Here is a 21,226-nt window from a genome sequence, read left to right as displayed (position 1 = left end):
GCGCCCAAAGCGGTTTCTTGTGCCATTGCGGTTGTATTCCTCTAATATAAATCCGTATTTTCGTCATACGGCAATAAGGTGCTATTGTAGTATAAAGACTGTGATTTGGCTAAATTTTTCTGAGAATGTTCGATTGTAAATGTTTATTTTGCAAACGAGCTGGCACACTTATCTCAATAGGCGTTATGAAAGGTCGTCTGAAAATGTTCGGCACAATCTGCCATATTTGTTTTCAGACGACCTCAAGTGCACAGATGAAGCGCTTCATATTTTGCTAGCTTAAGAAGAGGGTTTGAAATGCCTATGCGATAATCTTTACTGGACTTCTTTTTGCAAAAGCAGGCCGATTTTGCTGTTTTCGGACTGTTCAATATTAGGCAGGATGTCGTCAGCAGTAAACGCTTTGCCATCATTGCCAACACTACGCAAATAATAATGAGCATCGCCACTGCGTTCGTAATAAAACAGTCGGAGCGGTTCGGAACTCAGAGGCGTAGTACTCGTATCATACATAAATATCGGCTTGTTTGGCTGAGATTCTTGGAGCTGCTCTAATGATTCAGGATAGACACCGTGTTGCAGACGGTAGAATTCGACTTCGGAAACCAAACTAGACAAAGTATTTACCGTCAGTTGCTGCCTCAGTTCGTCGTACATGCCTCCTCGCTGAACAAAGCCGAAATAAAACAATGCGCCGTAAAGCGCGACGGTGCATAACATTCCTAAGGAGGCAATCAAGGCAACGATTTTTGCACCGCGTTTGCGCCATCCCAATATACTTAAAACCAAAGCCGCTATGCCGAAGATCAAACCGATGAGCGGAATAAAGGAAACGCCTGCAAGGACATAAGCGGCTGTGTGGATTTTGGCAGGTGGTGCGACGAATGTGTGGTTTTCAGTATTTTCCATTGTAAGGTCCGGATGTATAGTTTAAGGCCGTCTGAAAAGTACCATATCATAATATCATATAAATAGGCGTTTTCAGGCGACCTTTTTAGATTTTACCCGCGAGTTTTGGCAATATCTGGCGTATCAACCACTACGTCGGTATTTTGCGCGCGATGGCGTAAGGCGTGGTCAATCAATACCAAGGCCAGCATGGCTTCTGCAATCGGAGCGACGCGTAATCCGACGCAGGGGTCGTGGCGACCGTGTGTGGCAAGCTCGACAGGGTTGCCTTCTATATCAATACTGCGGCGCGGTGTGGCGATGGAACTGGTCGGTTTGATGGCAATATTCACATGAATGTCTTGTCCGGTGCTGATGCCGCCCAAGATGCCGCCTGAGTGGTTGGACAGGAAGCCTTGCGGGGTGAGTTCGTCGCCGTGTTCGCTGCCGCGCTGGACGACGCTGCCGAAGCCCGCGCCGATTTCCACGCCTTTGACGGCGTTGATGCCCATCATGGCGTAGGCGATTTCGGCATCGAGGCGGTCGAAAACGGGTTCACCCAAGCCGACGGGGACGTTGGACGCTTCGATATGCAGTTTCGCGCCGACGGAATCCAACGATTTGCGCACGCTGTCCATATAGTTTTCCAGCTCGGCGATTTGGCTTTGGTTGGCAGCGAAGAAGGGATTTTGGGAAATGTACTCGTAGCCTTCAAACTGAATTTCTTTTTCGCCGACTTGGGTGACGTAGGCGGTGATTTCCGTGCCGAATTTTTCTTTCAGCCATTTTTTCGCAATTGCTCCGGCTGCAACGCGGGCAGCGGTTTCGCGGGCGGAACTTCTACCGCCGCCGCGATAGTCGCGTGTACCGTATTTGTGCCAGTAGGTGTAATCGGCATGTCCGGGGCGGAAACTGGTGGCGATATTGCCATAGTCTTTGCTGCGTTGGTCGGTATTGCGGATTAGGAGAGCGATAGGTGTACCGGTAGTTTTGCCTTCGAATACGCCGGAGAGGATTTCGACTTGGTCGGCTTCGCGACGTTGGGTAACGTGGCGGCTGGTGCCGGGTTTGCGACGGTCAAGGTCATATTGGATATCCGCTTCGCTCAATTCTAATCCTGGCGGGCAGCCGTCGATGATGCAGCCCAAGCCTGCGCCGTGGCTTTCGCCGAAAGTGGTAACGGTAAAGATTTGTCCGAAGGTATTGCCTGCCATAGGGATACTCTTTTGAAATTGGGTTTGGAAATTTTTTACTTGTTTGGATAATTCTCAGGCCGTCTGAACAGATGTGAGAACGAAATCAAAGATTCTCGTTTCACCGTTCAGACGGCCTTTTGAGATGACTACTTAGTTCAATTTACCGTGGCACTGTTTGTATTTCAGGCCGCTGCCGCAAGGGCAAGGATCGTTGCGGTGAACAATCAGGCCGTTTTGTGCAAGCGCTTCAGGGCTGAAGTCTGTGCCGTCAGGGTCGAACGCTTCTGTAACCAAATCGGTTTGCGATTGACCGAGCAATTCTTCCATATCAGGCGCATCGGAGTGGACGGTTTGAACATCGCTGACGCTTTGTGCGGCGGTGTGGTCGTATTCGCTATTGCGCTCGATTTGAACGGCAGTCAGCAAAGCGGCAATGTTTTGTTTGATACCGCGCCACAGATTTTCAAACATGGCGAAAGCTTCGCGTTTGTATTCCTGTTTCGGATTTTTCTGAGCATAGCTGCGCAGATGGATACCTTGGCGCAAGTAGTCCATAGCGGCGAGGTGTTCGCGCCATTGGTTGTCGATAACTTGCAGCATAACATTGCGTTCGAAGTCTGACATAGCCTGTTTGCCGACCAATTCAACTTTTTCGGCATACTCGTCTTCGATGCGCTTGATGAGGCGTTCTTTAATGTCTTGGTTGTCCAAAGTGCTGTCTTCTTTCAGCCAGCCTTTAATATCGACATGCAGGCGGAAATCGGCGGCAAGTTGGTGCTCCAGTGCTGGAATGTCCCATTGCTCTTCCATGCTGTCAGGCGGGATGTGGTAATCAACCAAGTCGCTGATAACGTCGGCGCGGATTTCGCGGGTCAAATCACTGACATCTTTGCTGGTCAGGATTTCGTTGCGTTGATGGTAGATCACTTTACGTTGGTCGTTGGCAACGTCATCATATTCTAAAACCTGTTTACGCATATCAAAGTTGCGGCCTTCGACTTTACGTTGTGCGCCTTCGATTTGACGGGTCAGCAGGCCGTGTTCGATGGCAACGCCGCGTTCAGGTGCCAGGCGGTTGAGGATGGCGGCGGCACGGTCGAGTGCAAACAGGCGCAACAATGGATCTTCAAACGATAGATAGAAACGGCTGGAGCCGGGGTCGCCCTGACGGCCGGCACGACCACGCAACTGGTTGTCGATACGGCGGCTTTCATGGCGTTCTGTACCGATAATATGCAAACCGCCTGCGGCCACAACTTGGTCGTGTTCAGCTTGCCAACCGCTTTCAAGGGCAGAAATTTGCGCTTGTTTTTGCTGTTCGCTCAGGGTTTCATCGGCATGGATGGCTTCGATTTGATGTTTGAGGTTGCCGCCCAAAACAATATCGGTACCGCGGCCTGCCATGTTGGTGGCAACGGTAATTGCGCCGACTTTACCGGCTTGAGCTACAATCAATGCCTCGCGCTCGTGTTCTTTGGCGTTCAGAACGTTATGCGGCAGACCGGCTTTGTGTAACAAGTCAGAAACCAGTTCGGAGTTTTCGATGCTGGTGGTGCCGACCAAAACCGGTTGACCGTTTTTGTGGCATTCGGCAATGTCTTTGACAACGGCTTCAAATTTTTCTTCAGCTGAGCGGAAGATTTGGTCGTTGAAGTCTTTACGTTGTACAGGACGGTTGGTCGGGATGATGACGGTTTCGAGGTTGTAAATGCTTTGGAACTCGAAGGCTTCGGTGTCGGCCGTACCGGTCATACCGGATAGTTTGCTGTACAGGCGGAAGTAGTTTTGGAAGGTAATAGATGCAAGCGTTTGGTTTTCGCGTTTGATTTCTACGCCTTCTTTGGCTTCAACAGCTTGGTGCAAGCCTTCGGACCAACGGCGGCCGGCCATCAGACGGCCTGTGAATTCGTCCACAATCACGATTTCACCGTCTTGAATGACGTAGTGTTGGTCTTTGTGGAACAGGGTGTGCGCACGTAATGCCGCCATGAGGTGGTGCATCAGGGAAATATTGGCGGCAGAGTAGAGCGAGTCGTTTTCCTGTAATAAGCCCATTTGTGTCAGGATTTGCTCGGCGTGTTCGTGACCAGCTTCGCTCAGAATAACTTGGTGTGCTTTTTCATCTACCCAGTAATCGCCTTCGCCTTCTTCGGTTTCTTGGCGGATAAGGTGGGCCGGAACGGCATCCATTACGCGGTAGAGCTGGATGTTGTCATCTGCCTGGCCGGAAATAATCAGCGGCGTACGCGCTTCGTCGATCAGAATGGAGTCCACTTCGTCGACAACGGCAAAGTTCAATTCGCGCTGAACTTTGTCGTATTGGTCGGTAACCATATTGTCGCGCAGGTAGTCGAAGCCGAATTCGTTGTTGGTGCCGTAAGTAATGTCGGCACCGTAAGCGGTTTGGCGTTCGAAAGGTTGCAAATCGGCGACGATCACGCCGACACTCAAGCCTAAGAAGTTGTACAAAGGCTCCATAATGCTCGCGTCACGGGAGGCGAGGTAGTCGTTGACGGTAACGACGTGGACGCCTTTTCCTGACAATGCATTCAGGTAAACGGCAAGGGTGGCCACCAGAGTTTTACCTTCACCGGTACGCATTTCGGCGATTTTGCCGTTGTGCAGAACCATACCGCCGATAAGCTGTACATCAAAGTGGCGCATGCCCAATACACGGCTTGATGCTTCGCGGCAGACGGCAAAGGCTTCGACCAAGATGTCGTCCAGGCTTTGTCCGTCGGCGAGACGTTGTTTGAATTCGGCTGTTTTAGCTTGCAGTTCTGCATCGCTCAATGCCTGCATTTGTTTCTCAAGCGCGTTGATTTTGGCAACGGATTTACGATATTGTTTCAGCAGGCGGTCGTTGCGGCTGCCGAAGATTTTCTTAGCAATGTTTGTCAGCATGAATAATTCCTGCGCCTTGATATAATAGTGGGCGAAATTGGGATTTTAACACAAGCGCTTGTATAACGCGGTAATGCTGTTTGAAATAAAGGCGGTTTTGCTGTATTTCAATTGTAATTGTTTGGTTAATTTACTGAGAGGCCGTCTGAAATATATGGATTTAGCACAATTAGGCAAGCGCAATCATTTATTGGCGGGCTTGTTGCAACAATCGCAACAATGGCGGAAATTGGATGCAAAAATCAAAACGGTTTTGCCGGCCAACCTGCATCCGCATTTTCAGACGGCCTGCGTAGAAGACGGAAGATTGGTCTTGCTTGCCGCCAATAATATGGCTGCTTCGCGTTTGAAAATGATCCTGCCTGCCATGTTGCCCAAGTTGCAAACATTGCATACAGGCGTCAGGGAAGTGGTGGTCAGGGTAGTTCCCAAGCCTCCGGCTCAGCCGAAAACCAATAGTTTGAGATTGAGCGAGGCAGCTTTAGACAGCTTCGATGAGGCGGCAGCCAAATTGGAAGGCAAACATCCCGAATTGGCGGCGGCATTGGCAGAATTGGTGCGCAAGCACAGCCGCTAAAATCATGCCGAATGAGATTATGGTTAATAAATGTTAAAATTTATTTCATTTGACTGATAGCATCTAATACTAAAGAAATACGACCTAAACAGTAACTGTTTTCTTTTAGGTAAACTGATGTAAACTTGGCCTGAAATTTTGATTTCGTGTGAAGTTTGTAGCAAAATAACGCCTGAATTTCTTATCACTCTGCGTGAATAAGTTTAAGTTTGACATTTGTCTTTGTTAATATATTCGCGCGGGTTCTATTAATAGAACTTAACAAGACTCTCATCATTAGGAGATACATCAATGAAAGCTTATCTGGCTCTGATTTCCGCTGCCGTTATCGGCTTAGCTGCATGCTCTCAAGAAGCTGCAAAACCTGCTGAAGCACCTGCTGCTTCCGCTGCTTCTGAAGCTGCTCCTGCAGAAACTACTGCACCTGCCGATGCCGCTCCTGCCTCTGAAGCTGCTCCAGCCGATGCTGCCGCCGCTCCTGCTGCCGGCAACTGCGCAACTACTGTTGAAGCCAACGACGCTATGCAGTTTAACACTAAAGAAATCCAAGTGAGCAAAGCTTGTAAAGAATTCACCATCACTTTGAAACACACTGGTACCCAACCTAAAGAAAGCATGGGTCACAACATCGTCATCGGTAAAGCCGAAGACATGGACGGTATTTTCAAAGACGGTGCCGGTGCTGCTGCAACTGACTACGTTAAACCTGACGACGCACGCGTTGTTGCCCACACCAAACTGGTTGGCGGCGGCGAAGAAGCTTCCCTGACTCTGGATCCTGCTAAATTGGCCGGCGGCGAATACAAATTCGCTTGTACCTTCCCAGGTCACGGCGCTTTGATGAACGGTAAAGTTACTTTGGTTGACTAATCCGCCTCAAGCTCGAAAACAGACAGCCTGCCTTGCGCAGGCTGTTTTGTTATAATCTGGAAACATTAATTTAAGAATAAAACTTCAAAACCATGAATCCGTTTGAAACCAAAAGCGTTACTTTTGCCGAACCCATTGAAATGCTGTACGCCTGTCATGGCAAAGTGCGCCGTTTCTGCAGCCAGGTTGCCATGTTGTCGAACTATATTGCCGAAAACGGCTGCAATCAAATCGTTTTGCAAACCATCCGCCAAATTGCCCAATATTTTAATGTTGCCGCGCCGTTGCACCATGAAGACGAAGAAGAAAATTTCTTCCCGCTTCTATTGCAATATGCGCCGCAAGCTCAAGAAAGCGTTGACGAGCTTTTGCGCCAACATATCAGCCTGCACAACAACTGGGCGGCGGTATCTGCCGAATTCGCCAAACTCGAAGCAGACAACGCCTATATCCCCGATGCGGAAACGTTCAAACGCTTTGTCGCAGGATATGATGTTCATCTGGCGATTGAAGAGCCGCTATTTGATATGGGCAAAACCTTTATCCCCAAAGAAAAACTGACCGAAATCGGCGAAATTATGGCTGCACGCCGCCGCAAATAAGGTCGTCTGAAACAATCGTCTCAAGGAATACACTATGCTGACCCCAAAAAGTTGCGATTTGTTCAATATCCCTTTTTTCCAGTTTTCCCAGCTTAAAAAATACCAGCCTGAAAGCATTCCGCAAATCAAGGCAGACTATAAAGAAAACTGGCAGGTATGGCAGCAGCTAATCCAGCAGGTTGCCGCCGAATTGGGTGCACCGTTTGCGCCGCCGCATATCGAACGCTGGTGTAACGGCTGGCAGGTCCGCGCCCATTTTTTTGCCTATTTCAAATACGAACAATATAAAAATTCCGCAGCGATTTTATCGATTTTGCTGAATCGCCGCCGTTTGAGCGTCAGCTTGGACTGGCATTGCTATAAAGCCGATGTTTCTCCCATTGCGCTGCCTGATTACAACCGCTGGCTGGATAATTTTGATACTGAAAAATACGCTTCCTTCGATATGTGGCACGGTGCGGAAAGCGAATATGACGATTATCGTACCGTTGCCCAACAAAGCGACGGCGATAGAAAGCTTCGAGACGATAAAGATTTCTTCTGTATCGGCAAACACATCGAACGCGATGATTTGGGCAAGCAGGATGTCGCGAAATGGATAGTGGAAACAGTGGAAGACTTACTGCCGCTGTATGAAGCTTGTCATGGAAAATAAATCAGGATGCAGAAAGGGAAACTGCCCATTCAGTATCTTCAAATAAACTCAAGGCCGTCTGAAAATCATATTCAGAACGTTTCAGACGGCCTGTTTCTCAAAGTGAGCAAATATGACCGAAACCCAATCCCTAGAGCTTGCCAAAGAGCTGATTTCCCGCCCGTCCGTTACGCCGGATGACCAAAACTGCCAACAACTGCTGGCCGAACGCCTGCAAAAAATCGGTTTTGCCGTAGAAGAGCTTCATTTCGGCGACACCAAAAACATTTGGTTGCGCCGCGGTACTCAGGCTCCGGTGTTCTGCTTTGCCGGACATACCGACGTTGTGCCGACAGGTCCTGTTGAAAAATGGGATTCGCCTCCGTTTGAACCGACCGAGCGTGAAGACCGTCTGTATGGCCGCGGCGCGGCGGACATGAAAACCAGCATTGCCTGCTTCGTTACCGCCTGTGAGCGTTTCGTTGCCGAATATCCCGATCATCAAGGCAGTATCGCGCTCCTGATTACTTCAGACGAAGAGGGCGATGCGCTGGATGGCACAACCAAAGTTGTCGATGTATTGAAAGCGCGTGGCGAATTGATTGATTACTGTATCGTCGGCGAACCGACTGCCGTGGATAAATTGGGCGATATGTTGAAAAACGGCCGACGCGGCTCGTTGTCGGGCAATCTGACCATCAAAGGCAAGCAAGGCCATATTGCCTATCCGCATTTGGCAATCAATCCCGTGCATACTTTTGCCCCGGCCTTGCTGGAGCTGACGCAGGAAGTCTGGGACGAGGGCAACGAATACTTCCCGCCGACCAGTTTCCAAATTTCCAATATTAACGGCGGCACAGGCGCGACCAATGTGATTCCGGGCGAGCTAAACGTCAAATTCAATTTCCGTTTCTCTACCGAGTCTACTGAAGAAGGGCTGAAACAACGCGTTCATACCATTTTGGATAAACACGGCGTGCAATACGATTTGCAGTGGTCTTGCTCAGGCCAACCTTTCCTGACACAGGCAGGAAAACTGACCGATGTGGCACGCGAAGCCATTGCCGAGATTTGTGGCGTTGAGGCTGAATTGTCCACCACCGGCGGCACTTCGGACGGACGCTTCATCAAAGCCATTGCGAAAGAGCTCATCGAATTAGGCCCGTCTAACGCGACCATCCACCAAATCAACGAAAACGTACGTTTGGAAGATATTCCGAAGTTGTCGGCGGTGTATGAAGGTATGTTGAAACGCCTGTTGAAGTGAAAAGGCCGTACCGTAGGCTTTGAAAAACGATAGGGCGATACGATTCTTTTGCTCTTTCGGTTTTCTCTTAAGTTATCGATAATTGAACAAGGCAAAATATGATTACTCTGCCTTCTTTAAACGAGCTTCCATCAAAGTGGAATGAAATCCGAGAGCAGTTGGAAACTGACTTTCCCGCTACTCTCGAAGCCTTACTGCACGAGCGTCTTACCGAACACGAAGCCAAGCAGTTTGAGCAGGATTTTATTGACTGTATCGGTTGTGCGCCTGAAGAATATGTCCGTATCCGCCGAGCTATCCGACTGTTGGAAACGCGTTATCCTGATAGTCCGAACGAACTGACTGCGGCCGCGGTTGCCACGCCGTTGGGCGAGATGTTGGCGGTGTTCGGCAGCAAGGGTTTGTGTCTGCTGGAATTTGTCGGGCAGAAACATATGGAACAGGAAATCATGGCTGTCCAAAAAGCTTTGAACGGACAGTTTATTTTCCAAGAAAATGAGCAAACGCAACTTTTGCGTCAAGAATTGGATTTATACTTCCAAGGCCGTCTAAAAGTTTTTGCGACGCCTTTGGAAACGATAGGTACAGCCTTTCAGCAGCAGGTGTGGAATGCGCTGCTGACTATTCCTTACGGCGAAACGCGCAGCTACAAGGAGCAGGCGCAACAGTTGGGCAATCCTAAAGCCATTCGCGCCGTTGCCGCTGCAAACGGGCAGAACAAGGTGTCTATCTTGATTCCCTGCCACCGCGTTATCGGTAGCGACGGTAAGCTGACCGGCTACGCAGGCGGTTTGAACCGCAAACAATCGTTGCTTGCCTTGGAGAGAGGCGAGGTTCAGACGGCCTTGTTTTGAGTTTTGATAGAGGATAAGGGGCCATGCTTCGGGCAGGCTTCGCACGTTAAAAAAATTGAGCAGCAGAAGGTCGGTGGAAGCCCGACGAAATCTGCATGGAGAAAAATGTTGGGCAACGCCCACGCTAGAAAAAAGAGAAATAAGACATGAGCCTGAAAAACCGCCATTTTTTAAAACTTTTGGATTTCACGCCGGAAGAAATTACTGCCTATCTCGATCTTGCCGCCGAATTGAAAGCCGCTAAAAAAGCAGGGCGCGAGGTGCAGCGGATGAAGGGGAAAAACATTGCCCTGATTTTCGAGAAAACATCGACCCGCACCCGTTGCGCGTTTGAAGTGGCCGCGCGCGATCAAGGGGCAGGGGTAACTTATCTGGAGCCTTCTGCCAGCCAAATTGGGCATAAGGAAAGTATTAAGGATACGGCGCGGGTTTTGGGGCGGATGTTTGACGGTATCGAATATCGCGGTTTTGGACAGGATGTGGTGGAAGAGCTGGCCAAGTATGCAGGCGTGCCTGTGTTCAATGGTTTGACCAACGAGTTTCACCCGACTCAAATGCTTGCTGATGCGCTGACGATGCGCGAGCATAGCAACAAGCCTTTGAACCAAATTGCGTTTGCCTACGTCGGTGATGCGCGTTACAACATGGCCAATTCGTTGCTGGTGTTGGCTGCGAAACTGGGCATGGACGTGCGTATCGGTGCACCGAAAAGTTTGTGGCCGTCTGAAAACATTATCGAGACAGTGCAGGCTGTTGCCAAAGAGACCGGTGGACGGATTCTGTTGACGGAGAATGTGAAAGAAGCCGTGAAAGGCGTGGATTTTATCCATACCGATGTGTGGGTCAGCATGGGTGAGCCTAAAGAGGCGTGGCAGGAACGTATCGATTTGCTGAAAGATTACCGAGTTACGCCCGAATTAATGGCCGCGGCTGAAAATCCGCAAGTCAAGTTTATGCATTGCCTGCCTGCTTTCCATAATCGTGAAACCAAAGTCGGTGAATGGATTTATGAGACATTCGGCCTGAATGGTGTGGAAGTAACGGAAGAAGTCTTTGAAAGCGAAGCCAGTATTGTGTTTGATCAGGCAGAAAACCGGATGCACACGATTAAAGCGGTGATGGTAGCGGCATTGGGCGATTGAGTTTTGCGCTCAACGCTGCTTACCGCTTCATTTAATAGAGATTAAATAAAGGCCGTCTGAAAGAAAGACTTTCAGACGGCCTTGTTGTTTGATTGGGTTTATTGCCAAATCAGGACTTTGGGTTCGGGCGTCACTTGATAGCCTTCTTGACGCAATAGTTCGATTAAGCCTTTTCCGCTGGGTAAATGGGCAATGCCGACAGCAAAGAGGGTGCTTTGTTTGGCCGATTGCTTGCGGATTTCAGGTAGCCATGCCAAGTTACGGCGGATCAGGAGGTCGTTTTTCAGCCAATCGGACATGGCTTTGGCGTGTTTAGCATCAACACGTTTGAGGGTGCACTGTTCGGTTTCTTCCAAAAGTGGGATGAGTTCTTCAAAGCGGCCTTCTGAATAGGCTTGATGGAGTTTTTTGATATCTTCGGTTTCTTCTTTATTGGTTTTAATGCTGGCTTTCAGAAAGTTGAGCATGGTTTCTTCAGGCTGTGCTTTGAAGATTGCGGAAACTTCGTCCAAGCTTTCTAATGAACTACGCGGTTTGTTGATATTGACTGCTGCGTTGGTCAGCAACATATCTGCACCGGTTTCTGCGCTATATCCTTGGGGAAATGCGCTGCCGGCAAAAACCAATGCTGCCCACGGGTGGAGTTTGTCGGCAATTCTGGTGATGGGTCGGCTTTCTTCATTTTTTGAATAGATTTCTTGTAAAAGACGGAAATCTGTTTTGCCAAGCTTGCGGCTAAGCGGTTCGGTACTCATGACTTCTTTGAAGTATTTTTGATACATTTTTTTCGTTTCCGGACTGCTGTCCGGCAGTGGGTCAATTTCTGTGGTCAGTTGGTTGGTGGATTGCAACAGTTTGACCGCATCGGAAGACAAAGTTTGATTGGTTCGTCCCATGTGGATGGTGCCGAGCAGGTAGGAATCGGGTTGGCCTTCTTTGCTGATTTTCCAAACATTGCTGGTCAGTTTAGGCTGCTGCCAGTTAAGTTCGGCAGGTTTGTTGTCGGGTGAGATCGCGGCGGGTTTGCAGGCGCCCAGGGCGAGGGCAGTCAATGGCACAAGCAGGCAGGCAAGCAGTTTTTTCATGTTTTTCCTTATTGTGGTGTGCGGTAGGCAAGGGCAATTTAGAAATCGAGCAGGTTTTGAACCGGATGTTCGCCCGTTTCGGTTTTTTCCATTTTGCGGTTGCGGATTTTGGCTTTCCTGAGGGATAGAAGGTGCATGACTTGATGCTTTTGGCTGTCGGTCATCTGGAGCCAGTACAAGCGCTCTTCCCGGCTGCGCAGGCAGCCTTTGCAATAGCCTTTGGCATTGGCTTCACAAACGCCGATGCAGGGACTGGGGATGGGGAAAAAATCAGGTTGTTCCATATTTTAAAAGCGTTTGAGACAAGAGACTGGACAAACCAAAATTGCAGACTGCATTCGTATTTGTCTACACACGATCGGTGTATCCAGCAGGGTTCCTAATATCCAATTGAGTTGATCATTTCAATAAGTTTATATCTGCCACCCTAGGCATAAAAAACCTAAGAGAAACCATAAATATATCGCAGAAGAAGTCAGTATCTTCCCTATTTTCAGATTTCTCCAATAAAACCCAAGTAAGAACATTATAAAAATTAAAGGAATTCCAATATAAATATAATATTTAAGCGATCCTAATTCACTGAACACGTTTATAACAGAATAGAGACCGATAAATCCACCTGACCAAAAAACAATTATTGCTGGCCCTAAAAAAATAGCCGTTATTAAATGAGGGAGCAGTATGATTTTTATCCATTCTTTATATTTGTTGTTCATTTTAATCCCAATTACTTCAATGGTATCGTATCGATTCAAATGGGGGAGCAAAGTGTACAGTAACGTCACCAAGAATAATTACGGTATGTTTGGCAGAATCATGTTTTAATACATATTTGGAGTTCCGCTATATTTTGATTTTCAGACGACCTATGTGTAGCCCCAACTATCTGCATTTTATGACTTAATCAGTTTGCGCAAAGACTGATTGTTGTATTTGATATCGGCAATCAGCTGGTCATATTGGTGCATTCTACGGAGCGAGCGGGTAATTAGATAGACCGAGAAAATAATCAAGCTGATGTTCATCAGACTGACCAGTACGAGCAAAGGCCAAACATCAACGGCCTCGTACCATTTCGATGTCGCAATCAGCGCACTGAAAATAGACAAAGGGAGTGCGAAAACGGCAATGCCCGTACGCATGATAGCAAGTGCCGTGCGTTTTTCTGCAAGGAGAAGCTGTACTTGATTGATGCTGAGGATATCGTTTTGCTGTTCGGTAACCATAGGATACGCGCCTATACAAATTAACTTTGAATTCTGATAAAGCGGAAAATATGGTTTTATGTTACCCGAAAGTATTGAAAATAAAAACAAAGGTCGTCTGAAAATTTTTAGACGACCTTTTCCATTCCTGTTTATACGGTTTGCGAGTATTTGGCTTTGGTTTCTTTATGGCGCAAATGGTAGTCGAACACCATGGCGATGTTGCGGATCAGGAAACGGCCCTTCGGTGTCACGGTCAGGCTGTGCGGTTTGAGACGGACCAGGCCGAGGGTTTCAAGTTGCTTCATATCTTCCAGTTCGGCTGCAAAATAGCGGCTAAACGGAATGCCGAACACGCTTTCGTAAATTTGATAATCAAGCGAGAAGCGGCACATTAAATCCTGAATAATGTTGCGGCGCAGGATATCGTCTTGATCAAGCTGGTAGCCGCGCATAATCGGCAGATGTCCGGCATCAAGAGCGGCGTAATAGGCATCGATGTCGCGCTCGTTTTGGGAGTAGGTGCTGCCGATTTTGCCGATAGAGGACACACCGATCGCTACCAAATCGCAGTCGGCATAGGTTGAGTAGCCTTGGAAGTTGCGTTGCAGGAAGCCTTCTTTGAGGGCGATGGAGAGTTCGTCGTCAGGTTTGGCAAAGTGGTCCATGCCAATGAAAACGTAGCCGCGCTCAGTCAGGGTTTGGACGCAATATTGCAGCATATCGAGTTTTTCTTCGCTGCCGGGAACGACATTGGTGTCGATACGGCGTTGCGGTTTGAAGATATGCGGCAGGTGGGCGTAGTGGTAGAGGGCGAGGCGGTCAGGGTCAAGCGACAAGACCGTGTCGATGGTGGTTTTGATGCTTTCGGTGTTTTGGTGCGGCAGGCCGTAAATCAAATCGACACTGACGGATTTGAACCCTGCTTCGCGGGCGGCATCGATGACTTCTTTGGTTTCTTCGTAACTTTGGATACGGTTGACGGCTGCCTGCACTTTAGGATCGAAGTCTTGAATGCCGACACTCATGCGGTTGAAACCGAGTTTGCCCAGTTTGAGGACGGTTTTGCGGCTGACTTTGCGCGGGTCGATTTCGATGGAGTATTCGCCGTTGGGGATGAGCTGGAAGTATTTGCGGATCATTTCGAAGACGCGTTCGAGTTGGTCGTCGCTTAGGAATGTCGGCGTGCCGCCGCCGAAGTGGAGTTGCGCAAGCTGGTGTCGTCCGCCTAAATGCGGTGCCAGCAACTCCATTTCTTTTTCCAGATACTGGATATAGGCATCGGCACGGCTTTTGTCTTTGGTAATGATTTTGTTGCAGCCGCAGTAGTAGCAGATGGTATTGCAGAAGGGGATGTGGATGTAGAGTGAAAGGGGTTTGTTGAGCGCGCCCATGTTACGCAGGTTTAAAGCTTGGATATATTCGGCTTCTTTAAAGCCTTCATGGAAGCGGTCGGCGGTCGGATAGGATGTATAACGTGGACCGCTTGATGGCAAACTGGCAATCAATTCGCGGTCGAATTCCGGTAATTCATTGTTTGTGTTAGTGTTATTTGAGATAGGGATGATTTTCATGGTCGGGGCTTGTAGTATGAAGTAAGGAAATTAGGGAAAATTTTAGTCAAAATTTCGATAGTTTGGTAGAATGCCTCATAATGATATGCCAACTTTGACATGGGTCAATAGTTATTCGGCTTCATCAGGGATTGAGAGAACTAAGCAAATTAAAGGTGCGTTATGGCCACACACAATGCAACACATCAAATGAAAACCTTGTGTTCCACATGTTCTTTACGCGAGCTGTGTTTGCCTGTCGGACTGATGCCTAACGAATTTTCACAATTAGACGCGGTTATCCGTCAAAGCCGCCGTCTGAAAAAAGGTGAATACCTGTTCCGTGCCGGCGAGCCATTTACCTCTTTGTTTGCCATCCGTGCGGGCTTCTTTAAGACAACAGTCGCCAGCCAAGATGGACGAGACCAGGTAACCGGCTTTTTTATGTCGGGCGAGCTGATCGGTATGGATGGGATTTGTTCCCATATTCACAGCTGTGATGCTGTGGCTTTGGAAGACAGCGAGGTATGCGAGCTTCCGTTTACACACATTGAAGAACTCGGTCAGGATATTCCCAGCCTCCGCTCTCACTTTTTCCGCTTAATGAGTCGCGAAATTGTTCGAGATCAGGGCGTTATGCTGCTTTTGGGCAATATGCGCGCTGAAGAGCGATTGGCAGCATTCTTGCTCAACCTGTCTCAGCGTCTCTATTCACGAGGCTTCGCCGCCAATGATTTTATCTTGCGGATGTCGCGTGAGGAAATCGGCAGCTATTTGGGGCTGAAGCTGGAAACAGTCAGCCGCACCTTGTCTAAATTCCATCATGAAGGCTTGATTTCGGTTGAACACAAGCACATCAAAATCTTAGATGCGACAACCTTGAAGAAAATGGTTTCTGGTTGTTCGCACGCTATCTGAATCTTAGGCCGTCTGAAATATTTCAGACGGCCTTTTTAACAAGAATTAAAGAATAATTGTTAAGTTACGCAAGTGATAGTCAGGTATTAAATTGAAAAATCTTCAACAACCGGCGTGTACAGAATGCGGTCGACTACTTCTCTGGTCAGTTTCGGTGCAAACATCTGGATAAAGTCATACGCGTAACCGCGCAGGTAAGTATCCGAGCGTAAGGCTATCCAAGTGGGCGACGGTTCAAATAAGTGTGCCGCATCAATAAGCTGTAAATCTTGATCGACAACGGGATCGTACGCCATTTTGGCCATCAAACCAACGCCCAAGCCTAAGCGGACATACGTCTTCAATACATCTGTATCGGCAGCCGATAAGGCAACATCAGGTTGCTCAATATGCGCTTTATTAAATGTACGCGCAATGCTGCTGCCGGAATTAAAAGCAAATTCGTAAGTAACCAGCGGAAAAGAAGCCAAATCTTCAAGGCTTAAAGGATTGCGGCAGTCCAAAAGAGGGTGGTCATGCGGAACAATCACGGCATGGTTCCATTCGTAGCAGGGCAGCTTGCCTAACTCAGGATGATCATCAATCTGTTCGGTAATAATTGCTAAATCTGCTTCGCCGCTGCTGACCATTTGCGCAATCGCAGAAGGGCTGCCTTGTTTGATGGTCAAATTGACCTTAGGGTAGTTTTTGACAAATTCCGCAACGATTTTGGGCAAGGCATAACGCGCCTGGGTATGCGTTGTCGCGATGGTCAGCGAACCGCTGTCATGATCGGTAAACTCGCTGCCGATATTTTTAATGTTTTGTACATCGCGCAAAATTCGTTCCGAAATTTCTAACACGGCTTTGCCCGGTTGCGAAACGGAAACCACACGCTTGCCGCTGCGGATAAAAATTTGGATACCCAATTCTTCTTCAAGCAGGCGGATTTGTTTGGAAATGCCGGGCTGGGATGTGAAAAGCGCATCGGCGGCTTCAGAGACATTCAGATTGTGCCGGTAAACTTCAAGGGCGTAACGTAATTGTTGCAGTTTCATGGTAGCAGTACCGAATACGTTGTTATTGTGGATTTTGTGCGACAAACGGCATGTAATTTAACATATTTTGCCCAGTTTTGCCCCGAGTTTTGAAAATGGTTGTTTTTAATGAAAATATCTTTTAATGATATGAAAACAGGAAATTCAGGAAAGAAGAGGGAAAGGGGTTTTGTTGTTTTTGTACAACTTTAGGTAGGTGAATTGTCTGATTTTGCCCTAAATTAATGACACAAGATTGATTTTTCGGCATGATTAACTACTAGGAAGCAGGCACTTCATGATTGTTTGAAGGCATCGAGTATTGACAGTTTGCCTTGCGCTTCTTTATAGTGCAACCTGATATATCCGATTTGCCGCTGTTTTGATACTGCGGCCTGTATATTGGTACTTTGCAGCGGTTGCTTTCCTAGTCCGCCGCATAACAATTTGATGAGGGAATAAAATGACCAAACAGCTGAAATTAAGCGCATTGTTCGTTGCCTTGGTTGCCTCTGGCACCGCTATGGCCAGCGAAGCGCACACCAAACACGGTTACACCGTAAGCAGCCAATCTCAAGAAATCGTCCGTAACAACTACGGCGAATGCTGGAAAAACAGCTACTTCGACAAAGCTACCGAAGGCCGTGTTGAATGTGGTGACCGCGAAGCAGTTGCTCCTGTACAACAAGCTCCTGAGTATGTTGATGAAACTGTTTCTCTGTCTACTAAAACTCTGTTCGGCTTCGACAAAGACAACCTGCGTCCTGAAGCTCAAGAAAACTTGGATTCTTTGGCTCAACGCCTGAGCAACGACAGCGTACAAACTGTACGTGTTGAAGGTCACACTGACTTCATGGGTTCTGAAGAATACAACCAAGCTCTGTCTGAGCGTCGTGCCAACGTAGTTGCTAACTACTTGGTAGGCCGTGGCGTTGCTTCTAGCAAAATCTCTGCAGTAGGTCTGGGCGAGTCTCAAGCTCAAATGACTGCTACTTGTGAAGCTGAAGTTGCTAAACTGGGTAAAAAAGTTTCTAAAGCTAAGAAACGTGCTGCCCTTATCGCTTGTATCGAACCTGACCGTCGCGTTGATGTTAAAATCCGCAGCGTTGTTACTCGTCAAGTTGCTCCAGGCCAAACTATCGAAGGTCAAGGTGAATTGCCTGCTACTGATGAAGGTTGGATCCCAGCTCCTTACAATGGCGTTCACGGTTACGCTAAACCTTAATCGGTTTGTGAAAAATGCCCTGCAATATGCAGGGCATTTTTTTATGGTTTATATTTGAAGAGTCAGGGAATTTATGATTCAAAATAAAAGGCCGTCTGAAAGACTTTTTTCAGACGGCCTTTTATTAAGACAGATTAGTTTGGTTTGGGCCATTTCCATACGCAGATGGCTGCCAGTATCGTACAAATCAAAAAGATAATACTGGATAAGCCATGCCAAATGCCGAATGTACCGCCTACTAGAGACAAGAGCCAGTTATCCAGCCCGTACTTGTGTGCCTCGATAACCGGCGTAACCAAAAGATGATTACAGGCTAAGAGTAGCCAAAGCACCAAAACCCACCAAGAGAGGGAGGCAAGTTGCCGTCTGAAAAAGGCATAGGCTGCGCCAAAAATAACTAAGCCACAAAGTGCTGTAATAGCAAATAAAATGCCGGCAATTTCTCCTGCCAGCATTTTGGGCAGGATGCGGAATAGGATAGGGGCAGTAACATAGCCTGCTGTCAGCTGCATACCAAGCCACATGGCGGCAGCGGTTTGGATAATTTTGTATAGTAGATTCATTATGCTTCTCCTGTGAAGATTTTATTTTCTTTGATTATGGTGTTTTTAGGTACAGCAAAAGGCCGTCTGAAAATGTTTTCAGACGGCCTTTTGTTTATTTAAATATATTGCACGGCAATGATGTCATATTCACGCACGCCGCCGGGTGCTTGAACTTCTGCAACGTCGCCTTCTTCTTTGCCGATCAGGGCTCGGGCAATGGGGGAGCCAACGTAGATTTTGTGTTCTTTGATGTCTGCTTCATCTTCACCGACGATTTGGTAGGTAACTTGTTCTTCGGTTTCCAAATCTTCCAGTGTCACAGTTGTGCCGAACACAATTTTGCCTTCTGCATGGATTTCGGCAGGGTTGATGATGTGCGCCATAGAGAGTTTGTGTTCCAACTCGGCAATGCGGCCTTCGATAAAGCCTTGACGCTCTTTGGCGGCTTCGTATTCTGCGTTTTCAGACAAGTCGCCGTGTGAACGTGCTTCGGCGATGGCTTCAATGACTTCTGGGCGTGCTACGCTTTTGAGGTGTTGAAGTTCTTGTTTCAACAATTCTGCACCACGGACGGTCAAAGGGATTTTTTGCATTGAGTTCTCCATGAAAGCATGATGATGCTTTTAAAATTTTATCCGGCCACGCGCGGTAGCCGGATTGGAAATAAAAATACAAGCCGCCAAAGCTTGGCGGCTTGATGAATAAATAAGTAATGCCTGTATTCTACCAAATTCTGCCGAAACCGCAATAATTAAAACGGATTTTCAGTAAAGTGTTGTTTTCTGTCTATTTTGTTTTTCAGACGGCCTGAAAACTAAATATTGAAGTATTTCAAAGCTGCATCGGAAAAACGGTTTCTTAAATGAATGTTTTTGATTAAAATGCCTGATACTAATTCGTAATAATTAGTCTGCTTTGACTATATAAAGAGAATATATGGAAACAAAACCAACTTCCCAAAATGAACAACAGGCTAACCGCCGTTATTTGACTGTTTGGCGATGGCATTTTTATGCCGGACTTTTGGTTGCGCCGTTTTTAACCCTGCTGGCTGTTACAGGGTTGGGAATGCTGCTATTTGCCAATATTACCGGTAAAGAAGGCGAGCGCATACATGTTACGCCTCAGGCAGTGGTTCAGCCTTTGTCGGCTCAGGCTGAAGCTGCCAGACAGTTTGTGAATCCGGAAACTTCCTCTGTGGTGCAGTATATTGCGCCGCGCACAGATGATATGGTTGCCGTATTCCGCGTGAACAATGACGATAAAGCCACTATGGTTGCCGTTGATCCCTATACGGCAAAAGTCGTGAACACGATGCCGCGCGGTCAAGGCTGGTATCACACGATGGATGAAATCCACGGCGATATTATGATTGGGGCGACAGGGGACTACCTGTTGGAAACCGCTGCGTCGCTAACCATCATCATGATTGTGACCGGTATTTATTTGTGGTGGGTAAAACAGCGTAGTCTGAAGGCTGTTTTTTTACCTAAAGCAGGCAAAGGTCGTTCTTGGTGGCGCAACCTGCACGGTGCATTTGGCTCTTGGGTTTCTTTGATTTTATTGCTGTTCTGTCTGTCGGGCGTTGCTTGGGCAGGTATTTGGGGTGGTAAAGTGGTTCAAGCGTGGAGTCAATTTCCTACGGGTAAATGGGGCGTGGAGCCTAATCCTGTATCTTCCGTATCAACCCATGGTGATGTGCTGAACGACGGTAAATCCAAAGAAGTGCCGTGGATTTTGGAGCTGACGCCTATGCCGGTTTCCGGTACGACAATGGGCGAAAACGGCATTAATCCGAGTGAGCCGATGACGTTGGAGACGGTTGACCGCTTTGCGCGCGAAATTGGCTTTAAAGGTCGCTATCAGCTTAATTTGCCTAAGGGTGAGACCGGTGTATGGACGCTGTCGCAAGACTCAATGAGCTACGATATGATTAGTCCGACTGCGGATCGTACGGTACACATTGATCAATACAGTGGCAAAATCCTGGCTGATATTCATTTCGATGATTACAACTGGTTTGGTAAATTCATGGCGGCAAGCATTGCTTTGCATATGGGTACGCTGGGCTGGTGGAGCGTATTGGCAAATGTCTTGTTCTGCCTGGCGATTATCTTTATCTGTGTCAGCGGTTGTGTAATGTGGTGGAAACGCCGCCCTTCGGAAGCGCGAGGTTTAGTTCCTCCTGCACAGAAAATTAAATTTCCGGTATGGTGGGCAATGGCTGTGCCACTTCTGATTTTGGCTGTGATTTTTCCAACGGCCATTGCTGCAATCGCTGTTATTTGGATTTTGGATACACTGTTGTTGTCGCGTATCCCAGCATTGGCAAGATGGTTTAAATAACCGTCTGATGTGATTAAAGGCCGTCTGCATCTTTTGTTTCAGACGGCCTTTGTTATAAAGGTTAAAAGAAGCAGGGGGAGTTATAATTCTGTTTAAGTTTATGCGTGAGATGGGAATTGTGATTGGCTTACAGGATTGTGTAAGAAAGACAAGGCGTTCTTGTATAAAAACAAAAAACCCACTTCATTGAAGTGGGTTTTTGATGAAGGCTTTAACCTTTGCGAGCAGGCAATTTTTCTTTAATGCGAGCTGCTTTACCGGTCAGGCCGCGCAAGTAGTACAGTTTGGCGCGACGTACGTCACCACGGCGTTTAACTTCGATTTTTTCTACGGTAGGAGAGTACAGTTGGAAAGTACGTTCTACACCTTCGCCGCTAGAGATTTTGCGAACGATGA

General features: G+C 47.7%; 21 protein-coding genes. 10 read left to right on the top strand and 11 right to left on the bottom strand.

The window, feature by feature from the left end:
• Positions 1–315 precede the first annotated feature (315 nt).
• From ACTHUM_RS08960 to secA, 3 genes are all read right to left on the bottom strand, one after another.
• The gene (locus ACTHUM_RS08960; protein ID WP_128581235.1) at positions 316–909 is read right to left on the bottom strand and encodes a type II secretion system protein GspG; all 594 of its coding nucleotides are present in this window, start codon (positions 907–909) and stop codon (positions 316–318) included.
• 92 nt (positions 910–1,001) lie between these two features.
• A complete protein-coding gene (gene aroC / locus ACTHUM_RS08955; protein ID WP_440361196.1) occupies positions 1,002–2,102 on the bottom strand; it encodes a chorismate synthase in 1,101 nt (366 codons plus the stop codon).
• A gap of 132 nt (positions 2,103–2,234) precedes the next feature.
• Positions 2,235–4,988 (bottom strand): preprotein translocase subunit SecA, encoded by a 2,754-nt coding sequence (gene secA, locus ACTHUM_RS08950; protein ID WP_049335622.1) that lies wholly within the window; start codon positions 4,986–4,988, stop codon positions 2,235–2,237.
• Between the two features lie 154 nt (positions 4,989–5,142).
• Here secA and ACTHUM_RS08945 point away from each other — a divergent pair, with 154 nt between their 5' ends.
• From ACTHUM_RS08945 to argF, 7 genes are all read left to right on the top strand, one after another.
• Positions 5,143–5,565 (top strand): DciA family protein, encoded by a 423-nt coding sequence (locus ACTHUM_RS08945; RefSeq protein WP_039862113.1) that lies wholly within the window; start codon positions 5,143–5,145, stop codon positions 5,563–5,565.
• Between the two features lie 291 nt (positions 5,566–5,856).
• A complete protein-coding gene (gene azu, locus ACTHUM_RS08940) occupies positions 5,857–6,435 on the top strand; it encodes an azurin (RefSeq protein WP_003748712.1) in 579 nt (192 codons plus the stop codon).
• Positions 6,436–6,527: 92 nt separating this feature from the next.
• A complete protein-coding gene (locus ACTHUM_RS08935; protein ID WP_004519620.1) occupies positions 6,528–7,037 on the top strand; it encodes a hemerythrin domain-containing protein in 510 nt (169 codons plus the stop codon).
• A gap of 34 nt (positions 7,038–7,071) precedes the next feature.
• Positions 7,072–7,692, top strand: a complete 621-nt coding sequence (locus ACTHUM_RS08930) for a glucose-6-phosphate 1-dehydrogenase family protein (RefSeq protein WP_004519621.1) — start codon at positions 7,072–7,074, stop codon at positions 7,690–7,692.
• Positions 7,693–7,804: 112 nt separating this feature from the next.
• The gene (gene dapE / locus ACTHUM_RS08925) at positions 7,805–8,938 is read left to right on the top strand and encodes a succinyl-diaminopimelate desuccinylase (RefSeq protein ID WP_004519622.1); all 1,134 of its coding nucleotides are present in this window, start codon (positions 7,805–7,807) and stop codon (positions 8,936–8,938) included.
• 98 nt (positions 8,939–9,036) lie between these two features.
• Complete coding sequence (locus tag ACTHUM_RS08920; protein WP_004519623.1) at positions 9,037–9,792, top strand: methylated-DNA--[protein]-cysteine S-methyltransferase; 756 nt, start codon at positions 9,037–9,039, stop codon at positions 9,790–9,792.
• A gap of 146 nt (positions 9,793–9,938) precedes the next feature.
• The gene (gene argF / locus ACTHUM_RS08915; protein WP_004519625.1) at positions 9,939–10,934 is read left to right on the top strand and encodes an ornithine carbamoyltransferase; all 996 of its coding nucleotides are present in this window, start codon (positions 9,939–9,941) and stop codon (positions 10,932–10,934) included.
• A gap of 98 nt (positions 10,935–11,032) precedes the next feature.
• On the opposite strand, the gene ACTHUM_RS08910 is transcribed toward argF, so the two are convergent.
• From ACTHUM_RS08910 to hemN, 4 genes are all read right to left on the bottom strand, one after another.
• A complete protein-coding gene (locus tag ACTHUM_RS08910) occupies positions 11,033–12,019 on the bottom strand; it encodes a TraB/GumN family protein (protein WP_004519626.1) in 987 nt (328 codons plus the stop codon).
• A 38-nt stretch (positions 12,020–12,057) separates the two neighbouring features.
• A complete protein-coding gene (locus ACTHUM_RS08905; RefSeq protein ID WP_004519627.1) occupies positions 12,058–12,303 on the bottom strand; it encodes a DUF1289 domain-containing protein in 246 nt (81 codons plus the stop codon).
• A 612-nt stretch (positions 12,304–12,915) separates the two neighbouring features.
• A complete protein-coding gene (locus ACTHUM_RS08900) occupies positions 12,916–13,248 on the bottom strand; it encodes a hypothetical protein (RefSeq protein WP_004519629.1) in 333 nt (110 codons plus the stop codon).
• A 131-nt stretch (positions 13,249–13,379) separates the two neighbouring features.
• On the bottom strand, positions 13,380–14,801 hold the full coding sequence (hemN, locus tag ACTHUM_RS08895) for an oxygen-independent coproporphyrinogen III oxidase (protein WP_004519630.1): 1,422 nt from the start codon (positions 14,799–14,801) through the stop codon (positions 13,380–13,382).
• A 162-nt stretch (positions 14,802–14,963) separates the two neighbouring features.
• On the opposite strand from hemN, the gene fnr reads away from it, so the two are divergent.
• Complete coding sequence (gene fnr, locus ACTHUM_RS08890) at positions 14,964–15,698, top strand: fumarate/nitrate reduction transcriptional regulator Fnr (RefSeq protein WP_039862092.1); 735 nt, start codon at positions 14,964–14,966, stop codon at positions 15,696–15,698.
• A gap of 86 nt (positions 15,699–15,784) precedes the next feature.
• Here fnr and ACTHUM_RS08885 read toward each other — a convergent pair whose 3' ends face one another.
• Positions 15,785–16,735 (bottom strand): CysB family HTH-type transcriptional regulator, encoded by a 951-nt coding sequence (locus ACTHUM_RS08885; protein ID WP_049336754.1) that lies wholly within the window; start codon positions 16,733–16,735, stop codon positions 15,785–15,787.
• 442 nt (positions 16,736–17,177) lie between these two features.
• On the opposite strand from ACTHUM_RS08885, the gene ACTHUM_RS08880 reads away from it, so the two are divergent.
• Positions 17,178–17,939, top strand: a complete 762-nt coding sequence (locus tag ACTHUM_RS08880; protein ID WP_049336752.1) for an OmpA family protein — start codon at positions 17,178–17,180, stop codon at positions 17,937–17,939.
• A 134-nt stretch (positions 17,940–18,073) separates the two neighbouring features.
• Here ACTHUM_RS08880 and ACTHUM_RS08875 read toward each other — a convergent pair whose 3' ends face one another.
• Together ACTHUM_RS08875 and greA are read right to left on the bottom strand one after the other, a co-directional pair.
• Positions 18,074–18,502, bottom strand: a complete 429-nt coding sequence (locus ACTHUM_RS08875; protein ID WP_440361195.1) for a DUF4149 domain-containing protein — start codon at positions 18,500–18,502, stop codon at positions 18,074–18,076.
• Between the two features lie 98 nt (positions 18,503–18,600).
• Positions 18,601–19,077: a transcription elongation factor GreA gene (gene greA, locus ACTHUM_RS08870; protein WP_039862094.1), complete on the bottom strand. Its 477-nt coding sequence runs from the start codon at positions 19,075–19,077 to the stop codon at positions 18,601–18,603.
• A 343-nt stretch (positions 19,078–19,420) separates the two neighbouring features.
• On the opposite strand from greA, the gene ACTHUM_RS08865 reads away from it, so the two are divergent.
• The gene (locus ACTHUM_RS08865) at positions 19,421–20,830 is read left to right on the top strand and encodes a PepSY-associated TM helix domain-containing protein (RefSeq protein ID WP_049336743.1); all 1,410 of its coding nucleotides are present in this window, start codon (positions 19,421–19,423) and stop codon (positions 20,828–20,830) included.
• A gap of 211 nt (positions 20,831–21,041) precedes the next feature.
• Here ACTHUM_RS08865 and ACTHUM_RS08860 read toward each other — a convergent pair.
• Positions 21,042–21,226 (bottom strand): 50S ribosomal protein L19 (locus tag ACTHUM_RS08860; RefSeq protein ID WP_440402825.1); only part of this gene is annotated, 185 nt, incomplete at its 5' end.

This window comes from Neisseria sp. P0021.S006, assembly GCF_051956895.1.
The sequence above is the reverse complement of the archived record's forward strand: the minus strand, read 5'-3'. Positions and strand labels throughout refer to the sequence as shown.

What these genes read in the sequence shown, in the direction of transcription:
- ACTHUM_RS08960 (WP_128581235.1), bottom strand. Translation starts at nt 909, where the DNA reads ATGGAAAATACTGAAAACCACACATTCGTCGCACCACCTGCCAAAATC.
- aroC (WP_440361196.1), bottom strand. Translation starts at nt 2,102, where the DNA reads ATGGCAGGCAATACCTTCGGACAAATCTTTACCGTTACCACTTTCGGC.
- secA (WP_049335622.1), bottom strand. Translation starts at nt 4,988, where the DNA reads ATGCTGACAAACATTGCTAAGAAAATCTTCGGCAGCCGCAACGACCGC.
- ACTHUM_RS08945 (WP_039862113.1), top strand. Translation starts at nt 5,143, where the DNA reads ATGGATTTAGCACAATTAGGCAAGCGCAATCATTTATTGGCGGGCTTG.
- azu (WP_003748712.1), top strand. Translation starts at nt 5,857, where the DNA reads ATGAAAGCTTATCTGGCTCTGATTTCCGCTGCCGTTATCGGCTTAGCT.
- ACTHUM_RS08935 (WP_004519620.1), top strand. Translation starts at nt 6,528, where the DNA reads ATGAATCCGTTTGAAACCAAAAGCGTTACTTTTGCCGAACCCATTGAA.
- ACTHUM_RS08930 (WP_004519621.1), top strand. Translation starts at nt 7,072, where the DNA reads ATGCTGACCCCAAAAAGTTGCGATTTGTTCAATATCCCTTTTTTCCAG.
- dapE (WP_004519622.1), top strand. Translation starts at nt 7,805, where the DNA reads ATGACCGAAACCCAATCCCTAGAGCTTGCCAAAGAGCTGATTTCCCGC.
- ACTHUM_RS08920 (WP_004519623.1), top strand. Translation starts at nt 9,037, where the DNA reads ATGATTACTCTGCCTTCTTTAAACGAGCTTCCATCAAAGTGGAATGAA.
- argF (WP_004519625.1), top strand. Translation starts at nt 9,939, where the DNA reads ATGAGCCTGAAAAACCGCCATTTTTTAAAACTTTTGGATTTCACGCCG.
- ACTHUM_RS08910 (WP_004519626.1), bottom strand. Translation starts at nt 12,019, where the DNA reads ATGAAAAAACTGCTTGCCTGCCTGCTTGTGCCATTGACTGCCCTCGCC.
- ACTHUM_RS08905 (WP_004519627.1), bottom strand. Translation starts at nt 12,303, where the DNA reads ATGGAACAACCTGATTTTTTCCCCATCCCCAGTCCCTGCATCGGCGTT.
- ACTHUM_RS08900 (WP_004519629.1), bottom strand. Translation starts at nt 13,248, where the DNA reads ATGGTTACCGAACAGCAAAACGATATCCTCAGCATCAATCAAGTACAG.
- hemN (WP_004519630.1), bottom strand. Translation starts at nt 14,801, where the DNA reads ATGAAAATCATCCCTATCTCAAATAACACTAACACAAACAATGAATTA.
- fnr (WP_039862092.1), top strand. Translation starts at nt 14,964, where the DNA reads ATGGCCACACACAATGCAACACATCAAATGAAAACCTTGTGTTCCACA.
- ACTHUM_RS08885 (WP_049336754.1), bottom strand. Translation starts at nt 16,735, where the DNA reads ATGAAACTGCAACAATTACGTTACGCCCTTGAAGTTTACCGGCACAAT.
- ACTHUM_RS08880 (WP_049336752.1), top strand. Translation starts at nt 17,178, where the DNA reads ATGACCAAACAGCTGAAATTAAGCGCATTGTTCGTTGCCTTGGTTGCC.
- ACTHUM_RS08875 (WP_440361195.1), bottom strand. Translation starts at nt 18,502, where the DNA reads ATGAATCTACTATACAAAATTATCCAAACCGCTGCCGCCATGTGGCTT.
- greA (WP_039862094.1), bottom strand. Translation starts at nt 19,077, where the DNA reads ATGCAAAAAATCCCTTTGACCGTCCGTGGTGCAGAATTGTTGAAACAA.
- ACTHUM_RS08865 (WP_049336743.1), top strand. Translation starts at nt 19,421, where the DNA reads ATGGAAACAAAACCAACTTCCCAAAATGAACAACAGGCTAACCGCCGT.